Origin of the sequence: Allobosea thiooxidans, from assembly GCF_900168195.1 — a bacterium.
Lineage (GTDB): Bacteria > Pseudomonadota > Alphaproteobacteria > Rhizobiales > Beijerinckiaceae > Allobosea > Allobosea thiooxidans.
The window spans coordinates 447,062-462,193 of sequence record NZ_FUYX01000001.1 but is presented as its reverse complement, the minus strand read 5'-3'; the positions used below and the strand labels follow the sequence as shown (position 1 = coordinate 462,193).

At 67.8% G+C, this 15,132-nt stretch carries 15 protein-coding genes; 5 read left to right on the top strand and 10 right to left on the bottom strand.

The window, feature by feature from the left end; translation table 11 throughout:
• Nucleotides 1-6: 6 nt before the first annotated feature.
• The 3 genes from B5Y19_RS02285 to B5Y19_RS02275 are packed head-to-tail and all read right to left on the bottom strand — an operon-like array spanning nt 7 to nt 2,060.
• Nucleotides 7-858 carry a 23S rRNA (adenine(2030)-N(6))-methyltransferase RlmJ gene (locus B5Y19_RS02285; protein ID WP_055727386.1) on the bottom strand — a complete coding sequence of 284 codons (852 nt, stop codon included), beginning with the start codon at nt 856-858 and terminating at the stop codon, nt 7-9.
• Nucleotides 859-917: 59 nt separating this feature from the next.
• The gene (locus B5Y19_RS02280) at nt 918-1,580 is read right to left on the bottom strand and encodes a ribonuclease T2 family protein (RefSeq protein ID WP_055727385.1); all 663 of its coding nucleotides are present in this window, start codon (nt 1,578-1,580) and stop codon (nt 918-920) included.
• 21 nt (nt 1,581-1,601) lie between these two features.
• A complete protein-coding gene (locus B5Y19_RS02275) occupies nt 1,602-2,060 on the bottom strand; it encodes a hypothetical protein (RefSeq protein ID WP_055727384.1) in 459 nt (152 codons plus the stop codon).
• Nucleotides 2,061-2,274: 214 nt separating this feature from the next.
• On the opposite strand from B5Y19_RS02275, the gene B5Y19_RS02270 reads away from it, so the two are divergent.
• The gene (locus B5Y19_RS02270; RefSeq protein ID WP_055727383.1) at nt 2,275-2,910 is read left to right on the top strand and encodes a pyridoxamine 5'-phosphate oxidase family protein; all 636 of its coding nucleotides are present in this window, start codon (nt 2,275-2,277) and stop codon (nt 2,908-2,910) included.
• A 13-nt stretch (nt 2,911-2,923) separates the two neighbouring features.
• Here B5Y19_RS02270 and B5Y19_RS02265 read toward each other — a convergent pair whose 3' ends face one another.
• Both B5Y19_RS02265 and B5Y19_RS02260 read right to left on the bottom strand, forming a co-directional pair.
• Nucleotides 2,924-4,054, bottom strand: coding sequence for a 4-hydroxybutyrate dehydrogenase (locus B5Y19_RS02265; protein WP_055727382.1), 1,131 nt, complete (start codon nt 4,052-4,054; stop codon nt 2,924-2,926).
• A 38-nt stretch (nt 4,055-4,092) separates the two neighbouring features.
• Nucleotides 4,093-4,995: a DMT family transporter gene (locus tag B5Y19_RS02260; RefSeq protein ID WP_055727381.1), complete on the bottom strand. Its 903-nt coding sequence runs from the start codon at nt 4,993-4,995 to the stop codon at nt 4,093-4,095.
• 138 nt (nt 4,996-5,133) lie between these two features.
• Between B5Y19_RS02260 and B5Y19_RS02255 the strand changes: the two genes are divergently transcribed.
• Entirely contained in the window at nt 5,134-5,457 is a 324-nt protein-coding gene (locus tag B5Y19_RS02255) for an ArsR/SmtB family transcription factor (protein ID WP_055727380.1), read from the top strand.
• On the top strand, nt 5,454-6,011 hold the full coding sequence (locus B5Y19_RS02250; RefSeq protein WP_055727379.1) for an SRPBCC family protein: 558 nt from the start codon (nt 5,454-5,456) through the stop codon (nt 6,009-6,011). The genes B5Y19_RS02255 and B5Y19_RS02250 overlap by 4 nt, the downstream gene beginning before the upstream one ends.
• Nucleotides 6,012-6,109: 98 nt before the next feature.
• On the opposite strand, the gene B5Y19_RS02245 is transcribed toward B5Y19_RS02250, so the two are convergent.
• The 4 genes from B5Y19_RS02245 to B5Y19_RS02230 all read right to left on the bottom strand — a co-directional run bounded on the left by B5Y19_RS02245 (nt 6,110) and on the right by B5Y19_RS02230 (nt 9,690).
• Nucleotides 6,110-6,634 (bottom strand): winged helix DNA-binding protein, encoded by a 525-nt coding sequence (locus B5Y19_RS02245; RefSeq protein ID WP_055727378.1) that lies wholly within the window; start codon nt 6,632-6,634, stop codon nt 6,110-6,112.
• Nucleotides 6,635-6,803: 169 nt separating this feature from the next.
• Nucleotides 6,804-7,793: a TRAP transporter substrate-binding protein gene (locus B5Y19_RS02240; protein ID WP_055727377.1), complete on the bottom strand. Its 990-nt coding sequence runs from the start codon at nt 7,791-7,793 to the stop codon at nt 6,804-6,806.
• A gap of 40 nt (nt 7,794-7,833) precedes the next feature.
• Nucleotides 7,834-9,138 carry a TRAP transporter large permease gene (locus B5Y19_RS02235; protein ID WP_055727376.1) on the bottom strand — a complete coding sequence of 435 codons (1,305 nt, stop codon included), beginning with the start codon at nt 9,136-9,138 and terminating at the stop codon, nt 7,834-7,836.
• Between the two features lie 3 nt (nt 9,139-9,141).
• Nucleotides 9,142-9,690: a TRAP transporter small permease gene (locus tag B5Y19_RS02230; RefSeq protein ID WP_055727375.1), complete on the bottom strand. Its 549-nt coding sequence runs from the start codon at nt 9,688-9,690 to the stop codon at nt 9,142-9,144.
• Nucleotides 9,691-9,908: 218 nt separating this feature from the next.
• Here B5Y19_RS02230 and B5Y19_RS02225 point away from each other — a divergent pair, with 218 nt between their 5' ends.
• Nucleotides 9,909-13,508 carry a hydantoinase B/oxoprolinase family protein gene (locus B5Y19_RS02225; protein WP_079591037.1) on the top strand — a complete coding sequence of 1,200 codons (3,600 nt, stop codon included), beginning with the start codon at nt 9,909-9,911 and terminating at the stop codon, nt 13,506-13,508.
• Between the two features lie 28 nt (nt 13,509-13,536).
• Here the strand turns inward: B5Y19_RS02225 and B5Y19_RS02220 are convergent, their stop codons facing one another.
• Nucleotides 13,537-14,331: a class I SAM-dependent methyltransferase gene (locus tag B5Y19_RS02220; RefSeq protein ID WP_079591036.1), complete on the bottom strand. Its 795-nt coding sequence runs from the start codon at nt 14,329-14,331 to the stop codon at nt 13,537-13,539.
• Between the two features lie 95 nt (nt 14,332-14,426).
• Between B5Y19_RS02220 and B5Y19_RS02215 the strand changes: the two genes are divergently transcribed.
• Nucleotides 14,427-15,122, top strand: a complete 696-nt coding sequence (locus B5Y19_RS02215; protein WP_055727372.1) for an SDR family oxidoreductase — start codon at nt 14,427-14,429, stop codon at nt 15,120-15,122.
• Nucleotides 15,123-15,132 lie beyond the last annotated feature (10 nt).

Below are 15,132 nucleotides of genomic sequence, written 5' to 3'. Positions count from 1 at the left end.
CGCCGATCAGCCGTCGGCGCGGATCGACTCGCATAGATAGCGCGGTCTCGGGCCCTGCGCGAGCCGCTCGACCAGGGCCGGAAGTAGAGTCCGGGCCTCCTCCGCCAGGCGCCATGGCGGATTCACGACGAGCAGGCCGGTCGCACCCAGCCCGCCGGCGGCTTCGGGACGGTCGACATCGATCTCCAGCCGAAGCAGGCGGCCGATGCCGGCATCGTCGACGGCATTCATTAGCGATTCGACGCCCCGGCGTTCCTTAACCGGATACCAGAGCGCATAGATCCCGGTCGGCCATTTGCGATGGGCGGCGATGAACTGGGCGGCGAGCACCTCGAATTCGTCCTTCGCCTCGAAGGGTGGGTCGATCAGGACGAGCCCGCGGCGTTCCTTGGGCGGGACATTGGCCCGGAGTGCGGTCCAGCCGTCGATGGCGAGCGCCTTGCAGCGGCGATCGCGGCCGAGCGAATCGACGAGCTTCCGATAGGTCGGGGGGTGCAGCTCGGCGGCGATCAGCCGGTCGTCAGGCCGCATCACATGGCGGCACAGCCAGGGCGAGCCGGGATAGGCGTCGGGGCCGTAGAGGGCGCGCGCCCCGGCGAGCGCATGGCGATAGGGCGCGAGCAGCGCTTCGACCGCCGGCGCGAGCGGCGAACGGTCGATCCGGGCGACGCCGTCCTTCCATTCATGGGTCCGCAGCGCTTCCTCGGAGCCGAGATCGTAGCGTCCGCTGCCGGCATGGGTGTCGATGACGCGGAACGGCGTTTCCTTGGCCGTGAGGTGCAGCAGGATGCGCGTCAGGACGACATGCTTGAGCACATCGGCGAAATTTCCGGCGTGGAAGCCGTGGCGGTAGTTCATGCCCCGTCGATAGAGCAGGCGGCTGCGCTCCGGAAGCGGGAAAGCGCGGGATGCCGGCCTCAGCGCGGGGCGGGGAGGGTGAATTCGCGCGCGCGGCAGCCGGAGCGGTCGACCTGCTGGCAGCTCCGAAACGACCGCAGGTCCTTGGTGAAGCAGATACGGACCTCCTGCAGCACGCCGCGCCTGCAGGCGACCGACATCATGTCGCTGCGCAGGCCCGGATTGGCCGCGGCGAAAGCCCGTTCGAGATCGATCGCGGTCCAGCTCTGGTCGCGGTCGGCCTTGGCGAGCGCCGGCGGAATCGCCACCTTGTCGCGGGCCTGCCGGACATCGCGGAAATAGTCGGCGGGGCTCGAGCCGGTGCAGCTGCCGTGCTTGCGCCACTGATAGCGGGCGAGACTTTCTGTCGGAAAAACGCCTTCGGCCTGCTGCAGCGCGATGCGGGAAGGCGAGCGCCCGGCCGGGCCGCAATCGCTAGGGTAGCCGCGCTCGTTCTGCGGCCAGAGACCGTGCACGACGAAACGCAGATTCGCGCCCTCGCCGCATTGCTCGCGATTGCGCGCGCGGTCGCCGTCGAGCTCGCAGAAGCCCGGCGACCATGACAGAGCGAGGACATAGAAGTCGAAATCGCCCGGCACGCCGCCGCGCTGGCCGAAGCCCTGCGCGTGGGCCAGCCCGCCGAGGCAAAGCCAGGTCAGGGCCGCGAGGGCCAGCCGCTTCATCGCAGGTCTATCCGGCAGCGGTCAGGGGCGCGCCATCTGGCAGTCGGGAGCATAGGAGCGGAGCCGGTCGAGGCCGCTGACGCACCAGTTGACGTTCCAGGTCAGCCCGAACAGGCCCAGATTCTCGCGCACCGAATAGTCGACGCGGTGGTAGACGCCATTGTTCAGCAGTATGCGGCCGCTGCAGAAGCGGCGCGGGATGAAGTCGTCGCCCCAGGGGCGGAAGCCGGTCTCCGCGACGCGGTCATAGGAGAGCGCACGCAGCGGCCCCCAGAAGCGCGACTCGCGGGAGTTGAACCAGCTCGTCATCTCGCCGAGCACCGCCGGGTCGTCGCAGGCGGGGATGTTGCCGTACATCGGGTGGAAGCGCGCCTCGGCCCGGTCGGCGGGATGCACGCCACGGCGCCCCCCGGCCTCGGCCGCGAGGCCTGTCAGGCAGACAAGGGAGACAAGGGCGGTTCGCAGCAGGGCGCGGCGCATGGAATCAGGCCTCTTGCAGGAGGGCAAAGCAGGTTGGCACGATGCCGATGCTCGCGGCGGGGGTCAAGGCGCTAGAGCCGTTCCCGAGGTTCTGCGGTCGTACCGGAAACATGGTGCGGCGTCATGCGAGGAGAAGAGGCCGCTCTTCTGGTCGCGTGCTGGCGCGGGCTGCGGCGATCGGACAGACTGCGCGCCGCAATCTCGGGGAGACGCCATGACGACTTGTTTCGACGATCCGGACGCACGCATCCCCGATGGCGAGGCCTTGCGCGAGCATATCGGCCCCGTCCACCCGCTGGCGACCGGCAAGGTGCTCAACCGACTCGACCAGTTCTGCCGTGACTTCATCGCGCTGTCGCCCTTCCTCGTGCTGGCGAGCTGTGACAGCGAGGGCAATGCCGATGCGAGCCCGCGCGGCGACGCGCCGGGCTTCGTGCGCGTGCTCGACGACCGGACCCTGCTGATCCCGGACCGGCGCGGCAACAACCGCGTCGACAGCTTCGGCAACATCCTGTCGTCGCCCGGCGTCGGCCTCGTCTTCATGGTGCCGGGCATCCCGGAGACGCTCCGGGTCAACGGCCGGGGCCGGGCGACGCGCGACGCCGCGCTGCTGGCGCCCTCGACGATGCAGGAGCGCCCGCCGGTCACCGGCCTCATGGTCGATGTCGCGGAAGCCTATTTCCATTGCGGCAAGGCGCTGATCCGCTCGAAGCTGTGGGACCCGGCCTCGCAGGTGCCGCGCCACAGCTTCCCGACGCTCGGCCGGATCATCGCCGACCAGACCAAGGCGGTCGACGCCGCCGAAGCCGACCGCAACCTCGAGGAAGGCTATCGCACGCGCCTCTATTGAGGCTGACGCGCGATCAGAAGGAGGCCTCGAGCATGGCGGCATAGTCGGCCGCCGTGGCCGGGCGCGGGTTGGTGGCGCTCGAGTGATCGAGCGTCGCGGCCTCCGCGACATGCGGGATGACTTCGCGCGGCAGGCCCATGGCCGAGAGGCGCCCGGGCATGCCGAGCCGCGCGACCAGTGCGGCGATCCATTCGGCCAGGTCGGTCTCGGGCGCTAGGCCGAGCGTGCGCCGGATCTCGGCATATTTCGCTGCCGCCACCGGGGCGTTGAAGCGCAGCACGGCCGGCAGCAGCACCGCATTGAGCGTGCCGTGATGCAGCGAGACCTCCTTCAGGCCGCCGAGCGGGTGGGAGAGCGCATGCACCGCGCCCAGCCCCTTCTGGAAGGTCATGCCGCCCTGCAGAGCGGCCATCATCATCTCCTTGCGCGCCTCGCGGTCGGCGCCGTCCCGCACGGCCCGCTCGATATGGCCGACGGCGCGCTTCAGCCCGTCGAGGGCGATCGCCTCGGCGGGCGGGTTCTCGCGCGGGCTGAGATAGGTCTCGATGCAATGGGTGACGGCGTCCATGCCGGTCGCGGCGGTCAGCCAGGCCGGCATGCCCAGCGTCAGCTCGGGGTCGCAGATCGCGAGGCGCGGGATCAGATGCGGGGCGATGAAGCCGAGCTTGCGGCCGTCCCGGAGCGTGATCAGCGCGGCGCGGCCGACCTCGCTGCCGGTGCCCGAAGTGGTCGGCACGGCGATGACGGGCGCAACCGCGGCAGTAATCTTCGGGATACCGCCGAGGATCGCCGCATAGGTCGCGAGCGGCCCTTCATGGGAGGCGAGCAGGGCGACGCCCTTGGCGAGGTCGATCGGCGAGCCGCCGCCGATGGCGACGAGGCCGTCGCAGCCATGCTGGCGGTAGAGCGCGAGCGCGGCTTCGACCGCATCCTCGGTCGGGTTGGTCGGCGTGTCCGCGAAGACCGGCGCGCCGCGCAGGCCGGCGGCATGCTGCTGCACCGCCTGTACCAGCCCGGCCGCGACGACGCCCCTGTCGGCCACGATCATCGGCTTGCGGATGCCGAGGCCGGCGAGATCGGCCTCTATGCCGGCGATCTCGCCGAAGCCGAACTTGATCGTGGTGAGATAGGTGATCAGTGCCACGGCGTGCCCCTCGTCCGTCCTGCGTCAGTGCGCCGTCATCATGGGGCGCTGGCCTTGCTCGCTTCAAGCACCACCGGCGCCGGGGCGGCCCGGCGTTCGAGGACGAGCAAGGCGAGGCCGGCAGCGACGATCAGCGCCGCGCCGCAGAGCATGGCCGGGGTCGGCCAGTCGCCGAAGATGAACCAGCCGAAGACCAGCGCCCAGACGATCAGCGTGTACTGATAGGGCACCACGACGGAGGCTTCGGCGAGCTTGAGCGAGCGTGTGACGCACAGATGCGCCGCCATCGCGATGATGCCGAGCAGGCCGAGCAGGGCTGCATCCTGCAGGCTGGGCGTCACCCAGCCGAGGGGCAGCAGCAGGAGGCCCATCAGCAGGGCACCCAGCGTCTGCCAGGCGACGAGGGTGACGTCCGGCGTGCCGCGCAATTGCCGCCCGGCGATCATCATCGCCGCGAAGAAGAAGCTGCCGACGACCGCGATCAGCGCCGGCATCGACAGGCTCGCGCCGCTCGGGTTGAGCGCCACCGCGACGCCGGCGAAGCCCAGCGCCACAGCGAGCCAGCGCTTGCCGTCGACGCGCTCGCCGAGCAACAGGGAGGCGAGCACGACCACCCAGACCGGTGCGGCAAGCCAGATCGTCATGGCGTCGGCCAGCGGCAGGTAGCTCACCGTGAGGTAGAAGAGCGCGACTTCGCCCGAGCCGAAGAGAACGCGCAGCACCTGCAGGCGGGGGCGCTCGGGGCGCAATGTCCGGCGCAAACCCTGCCGGAAGACGAAGGGCAGGATGACCACGAGCGCCGCGACGCTGCGCAGCACGAGGACCTGCCCGACCGTATAGGTGGCCATCAGCCATTTCCCCATCACGTCGTTCAGGGAAAACAGCAGCATGCCGATCAGCATCATGGCGATGCCGGCGAGCGAGGCGTTGCGGAAGTTCATGGTACGGCAGGCTTTTTCTCTAAGGCGCGCCACCTCTGGCGCAGTCGGTCGCGGGTGGCAATCCCGCCGCGCGGCATGGCAGGGTTGCCTTTTAAATTAAGTATTGACTTAATTAAGTGACGAGAGAATTATTTCCCCATGGACCGCTTTGCCGCTCTCGCCGACCCGACCCGCCGCAGCATCGTCGAGATGCTCGGGGCGCGTGCGCTTTCGGCGGGAGAGATCGGGGCCAGCTTCAGCGCGAGCGCACCCGCGATCTCGCAGCATCTCAAGGTGCTGCGCGAGGCCGGGCTGGTGACGGTCGAGGTGCGCGGGCAGCAGCGGATCTACCGGCTCGACCCGGCGGGGCTCGATGCCTTCGATGCCTGGCTCCGGCGGGTGCGGCGCTTCTGGAGCGGCCATCTCGACCTGCTGGAACAGGAACTCGCAAAGCCCGATCCGGGCGAGGGAGATACAAGATGAGCGATTTTGGCGTTGTGCTGGAAAGCGGCACCGTGCGCTTCGAGCGCCTGCTGCCCGGGCCGGTCGAGCGTGTCTGGTCCTATCTCACCGATTCCGAGAAACGCGGCCAATGGCTGGCGTCGGGGCCGTTCGAGCTCAGGGTCGGCGGGCGGACCGAGATGCTGTTCAAGCACTCGCAGATCACGGACGAGGCGCCGCCGGATGCCTATCGCGACATGCATCAGAATGGCTGGCGTTCGACCGGCACGATCACGCGCTACGAACCGCAGCGGCTGATCGCCTTCACCTGGGGTGGCGGCGACGAGGCGGAATCGGAGGTGGCGTTCGAGCTTGCGCCGAAGGATGGCAAGGTCCTCTTGGTGGTGACGCATCGCAAGCTCGGCAGCAAGGCCGAGATGACCAGTGTTTCCGGCGGCTGGCACGTGCATCTCGGCCTGCTGGAGGACCTGCTCACCGGCAGCCCCCGTCGCGGGTTCTGGTCGCGGCTTCAGGGGCTGGAGGCCGAGTACGCGGCGCGCTACGCCGACCTGCCGGAGCCCGGCGCCCGCGCCTGACTTCGGCATCGGACCGAAGAGCGGAGGCCGCTTTTCGGGCAAACCGATGCGATAACAAAAGCATGGCGCGCTGCGCGTCCGATCTGACGCGCGGCGCGCTACAGGCTCGCCGCGGCCCGGGCCGCCTGGTCGTACTGGCCGGAGAGGGAGCGCATCGCGGCGGCGATCTCGGAGAGCCGGGCCGGATCGGTGCCGGTGGCGCGGACGGAGCGGACCAGGAGCTGCTCGCGGATCTGGGCATAGCGCCGGCAGGCCTCCTCGCCGGCCGGCGTGACCTCGACGGTCTTCTCCTTGCCCTTGCGGCCGCCCTTGAGCAGCTTCAGCCGCTCCAGCTTCTTCAGCGCATAGTTCACCAGATGGGTGTCCTCGATGTTGAGGACGAGGCAGATATCGGCGAGCCGCTTCGGCTTGCCGCGGTGATTGACGTTGTGCAGCACCAGCACGTCGAGCGGCGAAAGATCGGGGACCCCCGCCGCCGCCATGCAGCGGATCATCCAGCGCTGGAAGGCGTGCACCGTCATGTTCATCGCGAACTCGAACTCCGACAGGGCCGGCAGGGCCCCGGAGGCGAGATGGCCGGATGAAACGATCGGGCCGAGCGTGTCGGGAGGCGGGGAGGTCATCGCACTCGATCATCCAAAAAAAAGCGTTGCATCATCCCGGACAAGCCGCGTTGGCGGCGCTGATCCGGGACCCATGCCTGAACCGTTCCGGCATGGGTCCCGGGGGCTTCATTTCGTTACGCCCGGGATGACCGCCATCTTGATTTGACGTGTGGCGAGGTCGCCCGCCTTACATCTTCTTGTAGGCGTCGATGATCGCCTGGCCTTCCGCGCCCGCCTTCTTCAGCCAGTCGGCGGTCAGGGTCTCGCCGGCCTTCTTGAAGCCGGCGGCAAGCTCGGGCGAGGGGGCCTGCACCTTCATGCCCTTGGCCTTGAGCTGGTCGAGATACCAGCCGGCCTTCTCCTGCCACATCTTCCAGCCGCGTTCCTCGGCGGTGGCGGCAGCCTTCAGGATCGCGTCCTGCGTCGCCTTGTCGAGGCCGTTGAAGGCGGCCTTGTTGACGAAGGTCGCGTCCTTCGGAATCCAGGCCTGGGTGTCGTAGAAGTGCGTCAGGGATTCCCAGGCCTTGGAATCGTAGCCGGTGCCGCCCGACGACATGAAGGAGTTGACCACGCCGGTGGCCAGCGCCTGCGGCAGCTCGGCCGCCTGGATGGTGACGGACTGCATGCCGAGCAGCTCGCCGAGGCGCGCCGTGCCGACATTGTAGGAGCGCCATTTCAGCCCCTTCATGTCCTCGACCGTATTGATGTCCTTCTTGGCGTAGACGCCCTGCGGCGCCCAGGGAACCATGAAGAGGAGCTTGATGCCCTGGCTGTCGAGCTTCTTCTCGATCGCGGCCTTGGAGGCCGTATAGAGTTTGCGCGAATCCGCGAAGGAGGTGGCCAGGAAGGGCACGACGTCGATGCCGTAGACCGGATCCTCGTTCTCGTGCAGCGACATCAGCACTTCGCCCATCTGGGCCTGGCCCGAGGCGACCGCGCGCTTGATCTCCGGCGCCTTGAACAGCGAGGCGTTCGGATGGACCGTGATCTGCAGCTTGCCGGCGGTGGCCGCCTCGACGTCCTTGGCGAAGAGCACGAGGTTTTCGCTGTGCGGGTTGTCGGATGGGTAGGCCGCCGGCAGGTTCCACTTGGTCTGCGCCGAAGCCGGCATGGCGAAGGCGAGTGCGCTGACGCCGAAGGCGAAGGAGGCGGCGGCGAGATGTCTGCGGTTGATCATGTCATTCCCTCTCTTTTGCTTGTGGTGATTGGGCCGAGGATCAGTCCGGAAAGGCGAGCTTCGGCAGGTAGAGCACGATCTGCGGGAAGGTCGTGATGATGATGACGGCGACGTTCAGCAGAATGAAGAACGGAAACGCGGCCTTCGCAATCGTCCAGGTATCCTTGCCGCTCATGTTCTGCAGCACGAACAGGTTGAAGCCGACCGGGGGTGTGATCTGCGCCATCTCGACGTGGATGACGAGATAGACGCCGAACCAGACCAGATCGAAGCCGGCTTCCTTGACCATCGGCAGAACGATGACGGCGGTCAGGACGATCATCGAAATGCCGTCGATCAGGCAGCCGAGGATGATGTACATGACGGTCAGTGCCAGCACGAGCATGTGCGGCGAGAGCGACTGGCCCTTGACCCATTCGGCGAGCGCGGCCGGGATGCCGGTATAACCCATCGCCGCGGTGCAGAAGGCCGCCCCCGCCAGGATCAGCATGATCATGCAGGTCAGGCGCGTTGCGCTCATCACGCTGTCGAAGAAGGTCTGCCAGGTGAGGGTGCCGCTCCACCAGGCCAGGAACAGTGCGCCGGTGACGCCCCATGCCGCACATTCGGTGGCCGTGGCAAAGCCGAGGATCAGCGCGAGGAAGACCGCCGCGATCAGCAGCAGGCAAGGAGCGAGCTTCGCCGACTGCCTGACCTTCTCCATGAAAGCCATGCTCGGGTCGCGCGGCGGCGTCTTGTTCGGGTTGAGCAGCGACCAGACGATGACGTAGCCCATATAGAGGGCCATCACGAGCAGGCCGGGCAGGAAGCCGCCGAGAAACACCTGCAGCACCGAGACGTTGGCCGTGACCGCGTAGACCACCATCGGGATCGAGGGCGGGATCAGCAGCCCGAGCGTGCCGGAGCCGGCAAGGGTGCCGAGGCTCAGGCGCTCGTCATAGCCGCGCTTCCTGAGCTCCGGCAACGAGATCTTGCCGATGGTCGCGACCGTCGCGGCGGAAGATCCGGAAACGGCGGCGAAGATGCCGCAGCCGACGATGTTGGTGTGGATCAGCCGGCCGGGCAGCCATTGCAGCCAGGGCGAAAGGCCCTGAAACATCTGCGCCGAGAGCCGGGTCCGGAACAGGATCTCACCCATCCAGATGAAGAGCGGCAGGGCGGCCAGCGTCCAGGATGCCGACGCGCTCCATACCGTCGTCGCCAGCACCTGGCCGATGGGGACGTCGGTGACGAGCAGCATCGCGAGCAGGCCGACGAGGCCGAGGCCAACGGCGATCCAGACGCCGCTGGCGAGAACGATGACGAGAAAGCCGAGCAGGACGATCGACAGAAGGGGAAGGCTCATCGCTCAGACGCCCCCGCCCTGCGCCACGCGCTCGATCAGCTCTTCGGTGGTCTGTGGCGGTACGGATTCGTAGGTCGGCTTGCCGCCGCGCGCGACGATCAGCCATTCCTCGGCGATCGCCAGGAGCAGGACCGCAAGGCCGATGACCATGCCGAGCTGCGGAATCCAGAGCGGGACCGAGATGACGCCCGTGGACATGTCGAAGAAGCGCCAGGAATCATAGGCGAGGCGCCCGGCCTGCCAGGTGAAATAGGCGATGAACGCGGCTGCGATGGTCAGCGCGACCAGCTCGGCGATGCGGCGGGAAGGGCCGTGCAACCGCTCGAGCAGCAAGCCGACCCGGATCATCTCGCCCCTCTTGAAGGTATGGGCGAGGCCGAGAAAGGCCATCGCGACGAGAGACCAGCCGGCGAAATCGTCGCCGGACGGCACGTTCAGGTTGATCTGGCGGCCGATGGACAGCAGCATCATCAGGGCGAAGATCGCGATGAGAAACAATCCGGCGAGATAGCCCGCCAGCAGATAGAGCGCGTCGAGCGTCCGGCGGATCATGGGATGCGCCGCTCGATCGGGAAGGCGGCGCGCACGCCCCCGGTTGCCAGGACAGCTTGCATCATCGCATCCTCCACTTGCCGGCCCGGCCTCTCAGCCATGTTCCAGCCACATTTGCGATCGTAGCCGGCGAAATCGGCTTGTCAATAACTCATCGACGATTTATCGATGAAACGTCATTGTTGGTCGCTCCTTCCGGGGAGCGGAGGGAGGGCTTCATGGCGCCGTCGCATTGGGACTTCTGGATCGATCGCGGCGGCACCTTCACCGACGTGATCGGGCGCGATCCGTCTGGCAATCTCCATGCCAGGAAGCTGCTCTCGGAGAATCCCGGCGCCTATCGCGACGCGGCCGTGCAGGGCATCCGCGACCTGCTCGGGCTGAAGGCCGGCGAGCCGATCCCCGCCGGCGCGGTCGGCGAGGTGCGCATGGGCACGACGGTCGCGACCAATGCGCTGCTCGAGCGCAAGGGCGACCGCACCCTGCTCGTCACCACCAGGGGTTTTCGCGATGCGCTGCGCATCGGTTACCAGGCCCGGCCCGACATCTTCGCCAAGCAGATCGTCAAGCCCGAACAGCTCTATGAGGACGTGCTGGAAGTCGAAGAGCGCGTGCTTGCCGATGGCACGGTCGAAGGTGCGCTCGATGAGGCGGCGCTGCGTGCGGTCCTGCAGGCGCAATACGATGCCGGTTTCCGCGCCGTCGCGATCGTCTTCATGCACGGCTATCGCTACACCGCCCATGAGCAGGCGGCCGCCCGGATCGCCCGTGCGATCGGGTTCCCGCAGGTTTCCGTCAGCCACGAGGTCTCGCCGCTGGTGAAGCTGGTCGGACGTGGCGACACCGCCGTGGTCGACGCCTATCTCTCGCCCATTCTCGGCCGCTATGTGCAGCAGGTTTCGGAGGAGCTCGACGTCGCCCGCACCGGCGCGCGGCTGATGTTCATGATGTCGTCCGGCGGCCTCACCGCCGCCGAGCTGTTCCAGGGCAAGGACGCGATCCTCTCCGGCCCGGCCGGCGGCGTGGTCGGCCTCGCCGAGACCGGCCGCTCGGCCGGCTTCGACAAGGTGATCGGCTTCGACATGGGCGGCACCTCCACCGACGTCGCCCATTTCGACGGCGAATACGAGCGTGCCTTCGAGACGGAAGTCGCAGGCGTGCGCATGCGCGCGCCGATGATGCTGATCCATACCGTCGCGGCCGGCGGCGGTTCGATCCTCCACTACGATGGCGCGCGCTTCCGCGTCGGCCCGGATTCGGCTGGCGCCAATCCCGGCCCGGCCGCCTATCGCCGCGGCGGCCCGCTCGCCGTGACCGACGCCAACGTCATGGTCGGCAAGCTGATCCCGTCCTATTTCCCGGCGATCTTCGGGCCGCAACAGGACCAGCCGCTCGATGTCGGGACGGTCAGGGCTAAGTTCGCCGCGCTGGCGGCCGAGGTCGGCGACGGACGCTCGCCGGAGGAGGTCGCTGACGGCTTCATCCAGATCGCCGTCGCCAACATGGCCGAGGCGATCAAGAAGATCTCGGTGCAGCGCGGCTACGACATCACCCGCTATGCGCTGAATTCCTTCGGCGGCGCCGGCGGCCAGCATGCGTGCCTCGTGGCGGACGCGCTCGGCATCAAGACGGTGCTGTTGCACCCGTTCTCCGGCCTGCTCTCGGCCTATGGCATGGGGCTCGCCGAGATCCGCTCGACGCGGACGGCGGCGCTCGACGTCGCGCTCGACGGCGAGGCCAAGGGGGCGATCGAGGCCGTGGCGGCCAAGCTTGCGGCCGATACGAAGGCGGAGGTCGCCGGCCAGGGCGTGGCGGAAGGCGACATCGCCATCCATGTCCGCGCCCATATCCGCTACGCCGGCACCGACACCGCCATCGCGGTGCCCGCCGGAACCCGCGCTGCGATGCAGGAGGCCTTCCAGGCCGCGCACAAGGCGCGCTTCGGCTTCATGGACGAGACCAAGGCGCTGGTCGTCGAGGCGGTCGAGGTCGAGGCCGTCGGCGGTGGCGCGAAGTTCGAGGAAGCTGCTGCGGCCGAGCAGGCCGGCGAGCCGGTTGCCGCCGAGCGCACGCGCTTCTTCGCCAAGGGGCAGTGGCACGATGCCGCGATCGTCCGCCGCGAGGCGTTGCAGCCCGGCCAGAGTGTCGTGGGACCTGCGATCATCATCGAGCCGAACCAGACCGTCGTGGTCGAGGAAGGCTGGAGCGCGAAGCTGACGGCCAAGGACCATCTCGTCCTCGTCCGCGTGAAGACGCTCGTCCAGCAGGCGGCGATCGGCACCAAGGCCGATCCGGTGATGCTCGAGATCTTCAACAACCTGTTCATGTCGATCGCCGAGCAGATGGGCGTGACGCTGCAGAACACCGCCTATTCGGTGAACATCAAGGAGCGGCTCGACTTCTCCTGCGCCGTCTTCGATCAGACCGGCGCGCTCGTTGCCAACGCGCCGCACATGCCGGTGCATCTCGGCTCGATGGACCGCTCGGTCGAGACGGTGATCTCGAACAACCCGGTGATCCGGCCGGGCGACGTCTACTGCCTCAACGCGCCCTATAACGGCGGCACGCATCTGCCGGACATCACGGTCTGCACCCCGGTCTTCGATGCTGAGGACAGGAACATCCTGTTCTGGGTGGCGAGCCGCGGCCACCACGCCGATGTCGGCGGCACGGCGCCGGGCTCGATGTCGCCGCTGGCGACGAATATCGAGGAAGAGGGCGTCTATATCGACAATTTCAAGATCGTCGATCAGGGCCGCTTCTGCGAGGAGGAGCTGGTCAAGCTGCTGACCGGCGCGCGCTACCCGGTGCGCAACGTCGTGCAGAACGTCAACGATCTGAAGGCGCAGATCGCCGCCAACGAGAAGGGCGTGGCGGAGCTGCGCAAGATGATCCGCTCCTTCGGGCTCGACGTGGTCCAGGCCTATATGGGCCATGTCCAGGACAACGCGGCCGAGAGCGTGGCGCGGCTCCTCACCAAGCTGCACGACGCCGAGTTCACCTATCCGATGGACCAGGGCTGCGCGATCAAGGTGAAGATCACCATCGACCGCGAGAAGCGCGAGGCGACGGTCGACTTCACCGGCACCTCCGAGCAGCGGCCGGACAATTTCAACGCGCCGGCGCCGGTGACGCGGGCCGCCGTGCTCTATGTCTTCCGGGTCATGGTCGACGATGCGATCCCGATGAATGCCGGCTGCCTCAGGCCGATCCGGATCGTCGTGCCGGAAGGCTCGATGCTGGCGCCGCGCTATCCGGCTGCGGTGGTGGCGGGCAATGTCGAGGTATCGCAGGCGGTGACGAACACGTTGTTCGGTGCGCTGCAGGCGATGTCCTGCTCGCAGGGCACGATGAACAACCTGACCTTCGGCAACGACCAGTACCAGTATTACGAGACGATCTGCTCCGGCTCGCCGGCAGGGCCGGGCTTCAACGGGACCTCGGGCGTGCATGTCCATATGACCAATTCGCGCCTGACCGATCCGGAAATCCTGGAGACGCGCTTCCCCGTCGTGCTGGAGGATTTCCACATCCGCCTCGGTTCCGGCGGCAAGGGCGAATGGACGGCGGGCGACGGCACCAGCCGCACCATCCGCTTCCTCAAGACGATGGACTGCGCGATCCTCGCCTCCCACCGCAAGGTGCGGCCCTTCGGCGTGAAGGGCGGCGAGGCCGGGCAGCTCGGCCGGACGACGGTGCGCCGCCTCTCCGGCGTCGTCGAGGAGCTGAAGCCGTCGGACCAGACGCTGCTCCAGGCCGGCGAGGCCGTGACGGTGATCACGCCGACGGCGGGAGGATACGGGAAGGCGAAGGACTGACTCGCGACAGGCTGAGACGCGGAGCGTCTCAGCTTCGCAGCGCCACCCGGCCCTTCACGGCGTTGGCTCGCGCGACATAGGACGCGCTGCCATCGCCGGCGATGGTGATACGCGCACGCACCTTGTCCTTGAGCGCGGTCACCGTTTCGAGGGGTAGGGCGGTGATGGCGGGGGCGATGGTCGCGCCGAGCGTGCTTGCATGCCAGAACGCATCGAAATCTGCGAAATGGCGGCGCACGCTGATCTCGCGCGTCTCGACATCGCGCAATCCGGCCTGCGTCCAGAGCTCAGCCAGGCTCTCGATCCGTGAAATGTCGGCGCTTGGCGGGCGAGGCGGCGTGGTCCCGAGTGCCCGGAGTTCGGCCAGCAGGGGTTCGAGGGGGAAGCCGCCGCCCGGCATGTCCCAGGCATAGGCGCCGATGAGGCCGCCGGGCCGCGTGATGCGCACCATCTCCGCCACGCCCCTGGCCGGATCGGGTACGAAGAAGATCACGAGCGCCATGACTGCGGCGTCGAAGCTCCGGTCCGGGAAGGGCAGGTCCATCGCGTCGCCCAGCGTGAACGTCGCGAGGCTGGCGACGGGGCGCTTGCGGGCATAGTCGAGCTGCCCTTGCGACGGGTCGATGCCGCTCAAGGCGGCCGGCGCGCAGCGATCGAAGATCAATTGCGTCGAGGCGCCGTTGCCGCATCCGATATCCGCCCAGCTCAGGCATTCGGGCGCTGCGAGCCAGTCAAGGAAGACGTCTCCGGCGAGACGGCTCCACTTGCCCATCATCTCCTCATAGGCGGCGCCGTCGTTGAAGCGGATCTGTTGTTCGGCCATGTCGCAGCCTTTGCCAACGGTACGGGGGCGGGACTATCGGTCTGGAAATGGGGGCGGGCAAGCCTTACCTCCGGTCCCCGCTACGGAGAAAGCTGATGCCTCAGACCTGGATGATCACCGGCGCCAATCGCGGCATCGGCCTCGCGCTCACCATCGAATTGCTGCGCCGTGGCGACCATGTCGTCGCCGCGGCCCGCAACCCTTGGGGCGGGGCGCTTGGCGAGCTCGCAGCCGCGCATCCCGGCGCGCTGACGCCGATCGAACTCGACGTCACCTCCGATGCCAGTGTCGCCGCCGCCAAAGAGGCGTTGGCCGGCCGCGCGATCGACGTCCTGCTCAACAATGCCGGCCTCTACGGCCCGCGCGACCGTCAGAGCGGGCTCGATGTCGATTTCGAGGCCTGGCGCGAGGTCTTCGAGGTCAATGTCTATGCGCCGGTGCGGGTGGCGCAGGCCTTCCTGCCGAACATCGAGGCGGGGCAGGGGCGCAAGATCGCGACGATCTCGAGCCGCATGGGCTCGATCGGCGCCAATCCCGGCAATGCGTTGATCTATCGCTCGTCCAAGGCGGCGGTGAACATGGCGATGGTCGTGTTCGGCAATGCGGTGCGCGCGCGCAATGTCAGCGTGCTGCTGTTCCACCCGGGCTGGGTCCAGACCGATATGGGCGGTGGTGGCGCCGATATCACACCGGCCGAGAGCGCCGGTGGGCTGATCCGCACCATCGACGGCTCCGGCATGGCGGAGAGCAACAGCTTCCGCGATTACACCGGCGAACCGATCGCCTGGTGAGGCTCCCGGC